Origin of the sequence: Endozoicomonas sp. ALC020 (genome assembly GCF_049275935.1) — a bacterium.
Classification (GTDB): domain Bacteria; phylum Pseudomonadota; class Gammaproteobacteria; order Pseudomonadales; family Endozoicomonadaceae; genus Endozoicomonas_A.
On the sequence record NZ_CP184830.1, the window covers coordinates 2,395,156 to 2,407,558 of the forward strand.

Annotated in this window: 13 protein-coding genes and 1 pseudogene; 7 read left to right on the top strand and 7 right to left on the bottom strand. The window is 45.8% G+C overall.

Annotation, left to right across the window (positions count from 1 at the left end; translation table 11 throughout):
- Position 1 precedes the first annotated feature (1 nt).
- Both hslR and yrfG read right to left on the bottom strand, forming a co-directional pair.
- Positions 2–424 (bottom strand): ribosome-associated heat shock protein Hsp15, encoded by a 423-nt coding sequence (gene hslR, locus ACOJUO_RS08475; protein ID WP_422136293.1) that lies wholly within the window; start codon positions 422–424, stop codon positions 2–4.
- 42 nt (positions 425–466) lie between these two features.
- Complete coding sequence (gene yrfG, locus ACOJUO_RS08480; protein WP_422139519.1) at positions 467–1,120, bottom strand: GMP/IMP nucleotidase; 654 nt, start codon at positions 1,118–1,120, stop codon at positions 467–469.
- A 162-nt stretch (positions 1,121–1,282) separates the two neighbouring features.
- Between yrfG and nudE the strand changes: the two genes are divergently transcribed.
- From nudE to ACOJUO_RS08500, 4 genes and pseudogenes are all read left to right on the top strand, one after another.
- Positions 1,283–1,855 (top strand): ADP compounds hydrolase NudE, encoded by a 573-nt coding sequence (nudE, locus tag ACOJUO_RS08485; protein ID WP_422136295.1) that lies wholly within the window; start codon positions 1,283–1,285, stop codon positions 1,853–1,855.
- Complete coding sequence (gene cysQ / locus ACOJUO_RS08490) at positions 1,848–2,696, top strand: 3'(2'),5'-bisphosphate nucleotidase CysQ (protein WP_422139520.1); 849 nt, start codon at positions 1,848–1,850, stop codon at positions 2,694–2,696. Before nudE ends, cysQ begins: the two co-directional genes overlap by 8 nt.
- Positions 2,697–3,046: 350 nt before the next feature.
- Positions 3,047–4,144: a Fic family protein gene (locus ACOJUO_RS08495; RefSeq protein ID WP_422139521.1), complete on the top strand. Its 1,098-nt coding sequence runs from the start codon at positions 3,047–3,049 to the stop codon at positions 4,142–4,144.
- A gap of 408 nt (positions 4,145–4,552) precedes the next feature.
- Positions 4,553–5,653 (top strand): annotated as a pseudogene (locus tag ACOJUO_RS08500) (RNA-guided endonuclease InsQ/TnpB family protein); the annotation flags it as partial.
- Between the two features lie 279 nt (positions 5,654–5,932).
- Here the strand turns inward: ACOJUO_RS08500 and ACOJUO_RS08505 are convergent.
- Both ACOJUO_RS08505 and ACOJUO_RS08510 read right to left on the bottom strand, forming a co-directional pair.
- Positions 5,933–6,304: a NirD/YgiW/YdeI family stress tolerance protein gene (locus ACOJUO_RS08505; RefSeq protein WP_422136299.1), complete on the bottom strand. Its 372-nt coding sequence runs from the start codon at positions 6,302–6,304 to the stop codon at positions 5,933–5,935.
- A gap of 87 nt (positions 6,305–6,391) precedes the next feature.
- Positions 6,392–6,853, bottom strand: coding sequence for an MEKHLA domain-containing protein (locus ACOJUO_RS08510; protein ID WP_422136300.1), 462 nt, complete (start codon positions 6,851–6,853; stop codon positions 6,392–6,394).
- Between the two features lie 103 nt (positions 6,854–6,956).
- On the opposite strand from ACOJUO_RS08510, the gene ACOJUO_RS08515 reads away from it, so the two are divergent.
- Positions 6,957–7,982 carry a S66 family peptidase gene (locus ACOJUO_RS08515; RefSeq protein ID WP_422139522.1) on the top strand — a complete coding sequence of 342 codons (1,026 nt, stop codon included), beginning with the start codon at positions 6,957–6,959 and terminating at the stop codon, positions 7,980–7,982.
- Between the two features lie 24 nt (positions 7,983–8,006).
- On the opposite strand, the gene ACOJUO_RS08520 is transcribed toward ACOJUO_RS08515, so the two are convergent.
- Together ACOJUO_RS08520 and ACOJUO_RS08525 are read right to left on the bottom strand one after the other, a co-directional pair.
- Positions 8,007–8,402, bottom strand: a complete 396-nt coding sequence (locus tag ACOJUO_RS08520) for a type II toxin-antitoxin system VapC family toxin (RefSeq protein WP_422139523.1) — start codon at positions 8,400–8,402, stop codon at positions 8,007–8,009.
- 1 nt (position 8,403) lies between these two features.
- Positions 8,404–8,643, bottom strand: coding sequence for an AbrB/MazE/SpoVT family DNA-binding domain-containing protein (locus ACOJUO_RS08525; RefSeq protein ID WP_422136303.1), 240 nt, complete (start codon positions 8,641–8,643; stop codon positions 8,404–8,406).
- 328 nt (positions 8,644–8,971) lie between these two features.
- Between ACOJUO_RS08525 and ACOJUO_RS08530 the strand changes: the two genes are divergently transcribed.
- A complete protein-coding gene (locus ACOJUO_RS08530; protein ID WP_422136304.1) occupies positions 8,972–9,283 on the top strand; it encodes a hypothetical protein in 312 nt (103 codons plus the stop codon).
- Between the two features lie 106 nt (positions 9,284–9,389).
- Here ACOJUO_RS08530 and ACOJUO_RS08535 read toward each other — a convergent pair whose 3' ends face one another.
- Positions 9,390–10,499, bottom strand: a complete 1,110-nt coding sequence (locus ACOJUO_RS08535; protein WP_422136305.1) for a 2OG-Fe(II) oxygenase — start codon at positions 10,497–10,499, stop codon at positions 9,390–9,392.
- 386 nt (positions 10,500–10,885) lie between these two features.
- Between ACOJUO_RS08535 and ACOJUO_RS08540 the strand changes: the two genes are divergently transcribed.
- Positions 10,886–12,094: a hypothetical protein gene (locus tag ACOJUO_RS08540; protein ID WP_422136306.1), complete on the top strand. Its 1,209-nt coding sequence runs from the start codon at positions 10,886–10,888 to the stop codon at positions 12,092–12,094.
- Positions 12,095–12,403: the final 309 nt, after the last annotated feature.

Consider the following 12,403-nt stretch of genomic DNA (forward strand, 5'->3'; position numbering starts at 1 on the left):
ATTAATCGGCCAGGTTGGATTTCTGCCTGAGAATATCCCTTCTCTGTTTTTTATCCGGACGGCGATCCGGCCTCGGCGCCATGGCACCGCGCATTGCCTTGCGTTGTTCTGCTGCCACCTCACGAGACTGGATGCTGGCCGCAGTCTCTTTGTAGAGTTGTTGTGCCAACTCGGCTTTCTGACGTTTGTCAGAGAGTTCCCGAACAATCACTACTCTTTCATCCCAACCGGTACGCAGTTTCAGCTGGTCACCTACTTTGGGCTCTTTACCGGGTTTGCAGCGCTGGCCATTCAGGTGCACCTTGCCACCTTCAATAGCTTCTTTGGCGATATTTCGGGTCTTGTAAAAGCGGGCAGCCCAGAGCCACTTGTCCAGGCGTACTTTGTCCGACTGTTTGTTGTGAACACTACTTTGCTTGGCCATTCATTACTCTCAAAAGTCATTAAACTGGTTTTCAAAGCCTAATCAAAGATGAATAAGCTCGTGAAAATCTTCAACAGCCTGATATTCACCAGTATCTTTAGCACCCTGTTTGCTGTCTGGGTAACGGATAGCCAGTAAATGGGCGATGCCATAGGTTTTGGCAGAATCCAGAACCGGCAGGCTGTCATCAATGAACAGGGCTCGTTCCTTGTCCGTTCCTATATCGGCTTCAAGGTTGTGCCAGAATGCCTGGGTTTCCTTCGGGTAGCCGTAATCATGGGAGCTGATCAGTCTGTCAAAGTAGTGGGCCATGGAGAGTCTTTCCAGCTTCAGCGACAGGCTGTCCCGATGAGCATTGGTGATCATGATCACTTTCTTGCCCCGGTCGCGGATATTTTGCAGGAAACGGTCGGCACCGGGTCTGAAGCTGATCAAATGAACCAGCTCCTGCTTCAGAGCGATGATATCCAGGTCCAGCTCTCTGGCCCAGTAATCCAGGCAGTACCATTCCAACTTGCCGTATGTCTGGGCTACCCTCGGATGCAACTCTTCTTTCGACTGCTGCAGAGTAATGCTGTGTTTTTCGGCATATTTATGAGGCACATATTCCATCCAGAAGTAGTTATCAAAATGGAGATCCAACAGTGTGCCATCCATATCGAGGAGAACCGTATCTATGGTATTCCAGTTAATCATAATCACCTCGATATTCTTCTGTTGTCATAATGGCGTATCCAGACCCTGAACGGCAATCTTGCTGTATTATTGGCGCAAGGCTAAGTGAATTAAGTGTCCATCGACGTATGTAAGCAATGGCTTAGACACATATAATAACGGCTGAACAAGAGGCAGGGAATCATGTCAGAAAAACCGGTCATCAAAGCGTGTCGTGAAATTGCACGCACTCGTCTGTTCAGAATAGAAGAACTGGATCTCAAATTCTCCAATGGTGTTGAAAGAACCTATGAACGATTGGGTTCTTTTGGAACAGGGCATCAGGCGGTCATGGTGGTGCCGCTGCTGGATAATCATCGTTTTCTGATGATCCGCGAGTATGCCGGTGGTACCGAAGACTATCAGTTGACTCTGCCCAAGGGGTTGGTTGAGCCGGAAGAAAGTCTGCAACAAGGCGGTAACCGCGAGCTAAAGGAAGAAGTCGGTTATGGAGCCCGGCAATGGAAGTACCTGAGTTCATTTACCCAGTCACCCAACTACATGAAAAGCAGAATACACTCAATGGTGGCCTGGGATCTTTATGAAGAAAAGCTCGAAGGGGATGAGCCAGAGCCCCTGGAAGTGGTTGAGTGGTCCTTTGACCGCTTGCTGGAACTGAACGAAAGGCCGGACTTTTCCGAAGCAAGGGCGTTGGCTGCCCTGTTTCTGGTCAGAGAGAAAATTCAGGCCGGATGGCTGGAGAATCCTGATGTTTGACAACAAGCTGATTGAGTCCGTAAAGCAGATTGCCCGAGAGGCCGGAGAGGCCATCCTGACCCTTTACCATCAGCAAGATCTGGGTGTTCAGCATAAATCTGACAAAACGCCGGTTACTGTGGCAGATCTCAAAGCCAACGAAGTGATTGAGCGGGGCCTGAAGGCTCTGGACGTTCAATACCCGATTTTATCAGAAGAGTCGGAGCATACCGCTTTTACCGAACGCTGCCAGTGGGAACGCTATTGGCTGGTGGACCCCCTGGATGGCACCCAGGAGTTTATCAATGGAAATGGCCAGTTCACTGTGAATATCGCCTTGATGGAAAAGTCAGAAGATGGTCGAAGCTACCCGGTATTGGGTGTGGTTCACGTCCCTGATGAGAATACTATTTATTGGGGTGGCAGTGACCTGGGGGCTTTCAAGCAAACTGAGGACCAGCCTGCGGTCAGTATTACTCCAAGAAGTTTTCAGCCAGGAAAGGAAACTGTGGCACTGGGCAGTCGCAGTTATGGCACCGAAAGAGCTGCTGTATTTATTGAAAAACTCAGAGCGCTCTATCCCAATCTGGAGGTAAGGCCTGTCGGCAGTGCCCTCAAGAGTTGCCATGTCGCAGAAGGGCTGGCAGACATCTACCCAAGGCTGGGGCCGACATCCGAGTGGGATACCGCAGCAGCTCAGGCGATACTGGAAGGTGCCGGAGGCTTACTGCTGGACCCTCACGGCAAGCGCTTTTCCTACAACTTCAAAGAGAGTCTGCTGAATTCCGATTTTCTGGTGGTGGGTGATCGAACTCAGGACTGGTCGAAGATCTGGAATGCTCGGTTATTAATTGGTCTTTAGGAGTCTGAATAAGTCAAACCTGCCTGCCAGAGCAATATTCCCAGGAGGAGCATGCTACTGGAAGGCAGGTTTGGATAATGTAATGGAAGCCCCGTCTGGAAACTTCGCGGATTTTGCTGGTTGACACTCTTAATCTGTTAGGAAAGATAAAGTGGCCGAGTGATTTGTATTTTTTGTATTAAAAATCAATTAATTTAATACAAAATCTGATTTGTGTATCAGGTTCAGTACGCTACCGTTATTGTGTATTAAATATTGCAATTTTTAATAAAAAATTTTGTGTTGGATACGACAGACACAAAAGGATTTATATATTAAATATTCTTTTTTTTAATACACAAGGTTTTGGCATGACCCCGTATATACCTGATACGCTTCCCCTTCAAGGTCTTGATTTCAGCTGTCTCATCACGCTGGTTGGTGAAGCTAATGCGGCACTTGCTGAATACAGTGGTTTGCTGCAGGGAATCATTAATCTTGCGGTCATGCTATCGCCCTTGATGAATCAGGAAGCGGTGTTATCATCGAGGATTGAAGGGACCCAGGCCACGGTTGAAGAGGTGCTTGAGCATGAAGCAGGTGCTCAATTTGACGAGAGAAAAAATACAGACATTCAGGAAATACTGAACTATCGAAAAGCATTGATGCTGGCTCAGGAGTACCTGGCTGAAGGGCGAACCATCTCTTTAAGCCTCTTGTTACAGTTACATCAGCTACTACTGGACAGTGTAAGAGGGCAAGGCAAAGCACCGGGTGCTTTTCGAAAGGATCAGAATTGGATTGGTCGAGCTGGATGTACCCTGGAGACCGCAACCTTTGTTCCCCCGGACCCCATAAAGCTGATGGATCATCTTGAAGCCTGGAATCATTATCTGGGCGAGAATGATTTTGATGTATTGGCTCAGACCGCCATTGTTCATGCTCAATTTGAACTGATACACCCATTCAAGGATGGCAATGGTCGTATTGGTCGTTTGGTTATACCGCTGTTTTTATACAGTAAACAGAGACTCTCCAGTCCTATGTTTTATCTTTCAGGTTATCTGGAAGCACACCGGGATGAATATTACGAACGGCTGAAGAGGATTTACCAGGAAGGCGACTGGACAGGATGGATTGAATTTTTTCTCAAAGCCATACTGATTCAGGCTAAAGAGAACGTTCAGAAAGTAAAAACGATCATGTCGTTATATGAGAAGACTAAAGTCAGTGTTCAGCAAACGACAGGCTCAAAGTTCACTATGCAACTGATAGATACACTCTTTGACAGACCTATCTTTCAAGTGAACGATTTTGCTAAACGGTCTGGTATCAGTAAGCCTACTCTGCACGGTCTTTTGCGCAAGTTGCATGTGCCGGATGGTCCCATTGTGACGCTCAGGGAAGGATCTGGCCGCCGACCTGCAATTTATGTATTCCCGGAACTGCTCCATATCTGTGAGGGTTAAAAACAGTTCGCAGAAATCTATTATAATCTAAAACTATCTTATAAGATCTCAAGCATGGATAAGTGATTAGTGAAGATTAGGTGGGGCAGCTCGTTTACATGGTACAGACCCAATAACACTTTGAAAATCGGAAAGTGCAGGTGAGCTGCTTCCTGCCAGAAAGACCAAAGTTGGAACTTGTTACTACGACGTGTCTGAATTGATGGGCTACAGTAACGAAGCTGCGCCAACGCTTTGCTATTGCAGAGTATCCGGTCACGACCAAAAGCCAGACTTAGACAGGCAGCAAGAGTTACTGGAAGCCTGCTGTTCTGCAAAAGGTTGGCGAACTCAGGTTATACGAAAAAATGCTTGAGACTTTGCAAGATGTTGTTAGCTCACAAGATTGAACTCTGACCGACAAAACAACAAGCCGATTATCTTGATAGGGCTTGTGGTTCTCGTCGTCATGCGTTCAATCAACTGTTGGCACATTTCAATCAAGAAGGCGTTAAATGGTCAAAGAAGGCTGCGAATGAAAAATACCAAGAACTCAGGCTTGAGTTTCCCTGGTATGCCGAAGTCAGCCAACGTGTCACCAGGAATACAATCGACGATCTTCATGACGCCTTTACTCACTTCTTCCGTCGGGTGAAGAAGGGAGAAAAAGCAGGTTATCCAAGATTCAAGAAGCGAGGACTACACGACAGTTTTTCTCTCAGAGAAAAACCCAAGTTCGATGTTGATGGCAGAACACTTCGCATTGAGAAACTGAAAACCCGCATCAAGATGCGCCAGGAACTGAGATTCACCGGAACACCTTGTCAGGTGACGATCAGTAAGCGAGCCGGAAAGTATTTCGCTTCTATTTTGGTAGACACTCAGGATTACCACCCAAAAGCACAAAGCCATGAGTCTGTAGGCGTTGATTTTGGCATCAAAGGTTTAGCTATTTGTTCGAATGGCAAAACCTTTACTGCTAATCAGAAACTGAAAGGCTCTCTGAAACGCCTTAACAGGAAACAGAGGGCGTTAAGCCGCAAAACAAAGGGAAGCAACCGCTATGTGAAAGCCAAGCGAGCGGTTGCCAAACTGCATTACCGGATAATTAACCAGCGATCAGCCGTACTACATGAGGTAAGTGATTATCTGACGTCAAGATTCAAAATAATCACCCTCGAAAATCTGAATGTCAAAGGCATGGTAAAAAACCGCAAACTGGCAAGAGCAATCAGTGACGCAGGTTTCGGTAAGCTGAGAGAACTTGTTGAATACAAGGCAGAGCTGAGAGGATGCCAGGTTGTGATTGCAGATCGGTTCTTTCCCAGCTCGAAGAAGTGTGCGGTTCATACTTGCGACTACGTAAATGACAATCTTACTCTGTCTGATCGTGAGTGGCGGTGTCCAAAATGTAAAACTCTGCATGATAGGGATTACAGTGCGAGTTTGAACCTTGATAATTACGGTCGAGACAGGTTACAGCTCGACGGGGTCGCCCAGACCCTAAACCCTACGCAAGAGTGGAGTTAGACACGATTCGTCGTGCATCCATGTCGACGGCGTAGATTAAGTCTACATAATTACAGATTATGTTAGATTTTTAGTAGCGGTAAAAACTAAATACTGCCATAAAAAACTAAATTTACCCGGAAAAAATGCCTGAAAAATAAATATTGGTCATATTTTGCCTATCCAAAATATAACGCTGGAGGGTGCCGGAGATTTACTGCTCAACTCCGACTTCCTGGTGGTCGGTGACCGCACTCAGTAATGATCGGAGATCTGGAATGCACGGGGGCGGATTAGTCTTTAGAAAACATAAAGAATCTTGTCGGCTTCCACTACAATGGGTTTGTTTGGGTCTTTCGTGACCTCACCTTTGATGATGGTAGGGGAGCGGAAGAGCAGACCCTTTTTGGGTATGTCGTCATTCTTAATCTGAATCTGGATTTCTCCGGTTTTATCTCGAAACAGGTAAATTGAACATCTAAGCTTCTTGATGATTTGACCGGAAAGTCTCACTAGCTCCTCATCGTCTCCGCTGTCGATCAACTGTTCGATGCTCTGCTTTTTATAATCATGAGCTTCTGCGGAAGCGGGCGGTGATGGCAGAGGCAAGTCGTTTTCTGAAAAGGCGGGCAAGGACAACAAGCAGAGGCCGCTGAAAATGAGTCCTTTCATAAAAATTATCCTTTGATCGTCTATTGTTCAGAATAGCTCAGTTGAATGGCTATCTATACCTGTCGCCCTTGAAGATACGGGGAGATCTCAAAGAAAAGTCCAGTCACTGAATGCAGCAGCCTGACCCCGGTATTCATCTTCCTCATCGTAGAGATTCCAGACCAGCGCCTGCTCAATCAGAAACCGTCGTCCGGTACTGGAAACCCGGATACCTGAATAGTTTTTGATGTAGCCGCGTTCACTGACTTCTTTGAGCAATCTGGCCCGCTCTTCCCTGTTGGGCTGCCCTGCAGAGTGCCTGGAGGGCATTTGAGTCAGGATGTTCCAGTCCATTTCAAAGAGAGACTGGGCACTCAGGTTGCCATAACAGAAAATCGGATCACTTTGTGTGCCATGAGACAACAACACTGACGAGTGTTCATACAGCTTTAAACCCAGTTCGGGGTCTTTCAGAGGCAGTCCGAAAAGCAACTGACCCGTCAGGGTAAAGTAACTGCTGGCCATCAGCAGGCCTTGTTGCTGAAGAAAAGGATCGTGCGGTGATATCATGTTTTGCCTTGTTGCGGCAGTGAATAGCAGGAAAGTAAAATGAAAAAAAGCCTAAACGCTCATGGCTTAGTCGTAAAGAACTGATAAAAGATGAAATCGGATAATGAAGTACCCTGCACCTTTGAGACCCGGCAGTCGAATCGCAATCACAGCATTTTCTTCGGGTGTTTCAGAACCCTGTCACCCTCGTCTTGATCGATGCCTTGATGATCTGCGCGCTCAGGGCTTCATTGTGGTTGAAGGTCAGTGTCTCAGGTCGAACCATCATTATGTCAGTGCGCCACTGAAGAAAAGGGCAAGGGAACTAACTGATTTTCTGCTGGACGACGCTATTGATGCAGTTATGCCGCCCTGGGGAGGAGAGATTGCCATGGATCTGCTTTCAGTGCTGGACTTTGACCAGATAGCCAAAGCAAAACCCAAATGGCTGGTGGGCTTCTCTGATATTAGTACGCTGACGTCTGTAATCACCAGTCAATGCGGTTGGGCGACGGCTCATTGTACTAATCTGATGCAACTCCATCGTTCGCAGCAGGAGCCTTTAACGACCAACACTCTGGCTTATCTGGGAACTACTGAAGCATTCACTCAATATTCATCAGAAAAGTATCAAATCTGGGGAGCATCCTACGCTGAAAACCCCAATGCATTATTCAACCTGACTGAGTCCACGTGCTGGAAATCTATGGGCGGGAACCAGCAGGTTGTAGAGTTTTCCGGTCGTTTGTTGGGAGGCTGTCTGGATACCCTGTGTCATCTCTTAGGGTCAAACTATCTGGATTTAAAAGCTTTCCAGCAGAGATACCCTGAGGACGGAATTATACTGTTTCTGGAGAATGCAGAGTTTTCTCCCACTGCTCTGATCAGAGCGTTGTTGGGTCTGAAGTACAGAGGTATCTTTAACCTTCTGAATGGGCTGTTGATGGGTCGAAATCCACCTGATGAGCATCATGGTCAATCCCTGACTTATCATCAGGCACTAAGTTATGTCCTGGAAGGTCTTGAGATACCTATTATCTACGATGTTGATATCGGGCATCTACCACCTAATCTGACCCTGATTAATGGGACCCTGGCAGAAGTCAGTCTTATTGATGGCAGAGGCAGGGTTCAACAGAAGTTGATCTGAAGCAGAAGGGCTTTTTGTATTAATTCAGGGGCACAAAATATCCAACGTGGGGAAGTAGGTTGAGAAACGCCCTTTATTTCTTGTGATCAATCGTCCTTTTTCAACGGCTGCCTGTGCACCAATAAAAAAATCAGACAATACGCCACTTTTCTTACCGCCCCTGCGACGATATTCAAGGTGCTTTTTTGATGCCAGAAATAAAGTTCTATGGCATGGAGCCCTGAGAGTAAGATTAAGATCCTTAAGTAAAGACAAAGCCTCTTCAACTGTACGTAGAGGCGCACATATTTCAGAAAAGGCTATTGGGGATATAGATAGCTCCTCGTATTGTTCCAGTGCTGATACAGCCCACTCGTAGTGAGGTGCTTTTGTATCAAGCACATCTACAACGACGCATGAGTCTAAATAGACTACCGACATATCAGATATCCGACCGGCTATCGTCTATAAGTTGATTGAATTCTTCCCGGCTCATATCCATTGAATATTTATTGTGTAAATTACGAATATCCACTTTCTGGTTTTTGGCGGGTGTCAGAATGATTTCTCCATGATCATTGAGATTAACGCTTATTTCAGTTTCCTGATTAATGCCCAGCTTGGCTCGAATATCTGCGGGAATGGTAACCTGACCATGCTGATTAGTTCGTACGATCCTCATAATTTTGTACCTATTAGAATCTATTGAAATATATTAGATCACTTTTACAGTGCGTGACACTCTTTCAGATTCTGTTTACATCCTCGGGTGATCCCGGGGTGCCTATCAGCCGCAAGCCAGACGAGCCAAAATCAGATCTCAATTCATTCAGCACGAGAGGATGTTTCTTTTCCGGACGAAACCAGGTGTTGGGTGGGTTGAGTTCATGAATAGTCTGAAATGTTAGCAATACTATCCTCCATGTTAGTTTTTTTCTGGAACATTTAAGAGGAAATGTCATCTGACTCTATATGTTGTATTGATGAACCCTTCAAACTCGGAGATAACTATGGCACCAATCGAGATCAAATCGACTCAACCGACTCAACAGAGTCAACCGGCTTCACAACAAACGGTAAGACACATATACCGACTTGAAAGCAAAAAACCGCAATGTTACATGGCAGCCTTTGGCTTCACTGTTGGTGCCTTTTTGGGGCGCCCTTGTGATGGTTGCATTCTTGGCTTAATAGCTGGCTGTCTTTTCAAACACTCCTTAACATCCTTCAACATTTATGAACGAGATGTTGAGGTGCAAAATATCGAAGCGAAAGATATTGAAGTGAAAGTTATTGGCGCGGATAAGATTGCCAGAGATTGAGACTGTAGAGAACTTTTGCATGAAGTTCAGCGAGTTATATGCCAGTTTGAGCGAGTTGGGCGTAGCAGGTAAGCTCGCTGCCAAACCATGGTAGCACCGGCAGAGATTAGTTTGACTGATAAGGCTCAACACCGTCGCCCAGGTAGCGATTATTTTCTTCACGTATTCTGGCTGCCGCATCATCGTAAAGAAATGGCAGGGTGACATAGCGGGTGCCACTGGTTACCGGTGTTGCTGCATGCATAAGAGAACAGGAAAAGACAATGGCACCACCTGTGGGGGGCTTATAGCGACGGTTGCCGTATTCTGGAAACCACAATTCTCCCCCTTCGTATTCGTCACTATTCAGGTTGATGCTGATAGCGAATCGCCGGTGTGCGGTGCCCTTCGTAGTGTTATCCCGGTGTTCTTTGAAGAAGCCCGCATTGCTGCTGTCGTAGCAGGCAACAATATAGCGCTCAATGCGTGTGGCCTGAAACTGAAAAGCTTTGGCTATTTCGGGAGTGAGGCGGGTTCTTATTCGATGTTTCAACGCTGCCTGCAGGTTTTTATCGTCAATACTGAGGTCGGTTCGACGTTTGACATGGTTATCCTGAAGTTCCAGTGTCTTGCCGCCAACGGTTCGCATAAAGCCCGAAGGCTCCGGCTGCCCTTTCTGATAATAACGAACAAGGGTTTCGCAAAAGTCGCTTTCCAGCACCCTGGGCACCAGCAAAACCGGAGCCCAGGGTTCTATATCTGGAGATGAGTGATACACTGGGTCAGGCAGCTTCTGCATAGTTGTTATAAAAATATCAGGCTCGTCAAGATTGCCTTTGGCATAGACACGAAGCGTTGGGTCCAGAATTAACCAATAAGGATAGAAAATTTCTTGCTGTTCTGAGCGTTTGTCCATGGCTCCATATTGCCTGCAAACAGTTCCTCCTTCATCGTAAAAAATACGTTGATTTGGGAATGCTTTCAGTGCCTGGGGGTTGTGCAGGTCTCTTTGATTCAGGGTGACTGCGAAACGGACGCTTTTGTCGTCACGAGTCATTAAGTTTGATTGACTGACTGCTTCCAGAAACTTGATGACCGGTTTTGCGGAGCAGTCTCCGAGAAAGACCAGTCCGACAAAACGTCCGCCGAGACTGGAAAAAGCAAATTGAGGGTTGTTGGTTGTGTGAGCGTGGAACCAGGGGGCAGGTTCTCCCCATGAAGGTGATTTATTGTTCATTTATATATGCGTTCTAATTTATTGATAATTTTTTTATTTCAAACCTTATTAACTATCGACCAGTTTCTGTTAAAAAATACTTTGCACAGCTTTTTGAGGACTTAACATGGATGTACTGGGGCTTGTGCCACAAGGGCTCGAATTTAATGGCAATTCTGGTGTCCCAGCGAGTTGCCTTAAATTGCCATGAGAGCCCAACCGATTGATATCAATGGGTTAAAACTGTCCGAAGCATTGTTGCTGACGAGGCAAAAAATTAAAATACAAAACCTTCATCCTCCCAAACTTCTGCTACTATCACTGGGTCAATATTGATCAGAAAAACGAGCGCTTTATCAGGTTTCAGTGGCGGGTGTTTCGACCCCGAAAAACAGGGTGTGACTGTAATGTCGTCAGGTAAGTTAGCGAGTATTTTTGCAATTTTGTGCTCAGTGGTAACGGCAGTTTATGGTTCTGATCCGGAAAAGAAAACTGCAGTAGTCAATGCGGGCAGTACCGGTTCAAGACTCTATATCTATGAACATTCCTCAGACCCTGCCAACGGAATTCCTGTTATCAAGAACAAAACGCCAAGCAAAATAAAAGGAGGCGTTCATGAAGAAAGTGTAGATAGTGTGAGTGGCTATCTTGATCGGCTATTCGATTCAGTCAGCAAAGAAAATATTAATAATATTTACTTTTATTCAACCGCCGGAATGCGGGTAATCAGACCTCAGAAAAGAGCAGCTCTGAATGATAGAATTGAAAAATGGTTAAAAGAAAACTTTCCTTCAGCCACTATTGAAGTGGCGACAATAACAGGCAGAAAAGAGGGACTCTATGCCTGGCTGGCGCTGAATTATGACAACTCGCGCATAAAATTACAGGGAGACACAGTAGGTGTTCTTGACCTGGGCGGTGCTTCTACACAGATTGCTTATGAGGTAGATAAGGATGAGGATTTCACCGTTAAGATAAACGACAATACTTACAAGCTTAAGTCAGAAAGTTTTTTGGGTTTAGGGCTGGATCAGGCAATAAGCCAATATTTGAACCGGGCGTCATGTTTCCCTATGGGCTACCCTTTGCCAGATGGCAGAAACGGAACTGGTGATTTTATTACCTGCACTGCGAAAGTTAAGCCGTTGATTACAAGAGTACAAGAAATCAACAACTATATTGGATTTCACCCTCCCCGAAATACGCACAGTTTTCTTGCTATTGCAGGATTTGACTATACCGCAGCAGAGTTAGGTATTAGTAAGGATTTTTCCATTGCCAGTCTGGATGAGAAGGGTAAGACGTTTTGCGATAGTGCCTGGAATGACCTGAAGAGTGGAAAAACTCCTTATCCGGTCAATTCTTTCTTATGGCATTATTGTTTCGATGCAGCCTATGAGAAGGACTTGTTAACATTTGGGTATAGGTTAAACACCAGAAATACTCCTATTAAAATGGCTTCCAGTATTGGCTATAAATCTGATTGGACCATAGGCGTTTTGTTTAACTCTTTTATCACCTCGGTTAATAAAAAGGAACGAGAGTATCATACTGAATTCTTCAGATCAGAGAATTGCATGCACAATAGTGCAGCTTCTTCCATGTCGTTTTTTTAGACCACTGCACCTGCTCTTAAATGGCAACATCAGAGAGTCAATGATTCGGACGATTTTTAACTCAGTGGTGCCTGGGGATTGGTGATCAGGGCGCTTTCAGGCAGCTCGGAGAGACGGCAGATTTGCGATGACATCCGAACCCTTGTCACAAGCATCGGCACATCAATGTTAAGTACCTAACCAGTTGGTTTCGCATATTCTGGACGGCGGCTTTTTCCATCCTTCTGCGTTCCAACTCTGGTTGCGTAGCTATGGCTACGCGCCCGTCGTTGCGCCTTGAAGGATGAAAAAATCCACTCGCCAGAATAT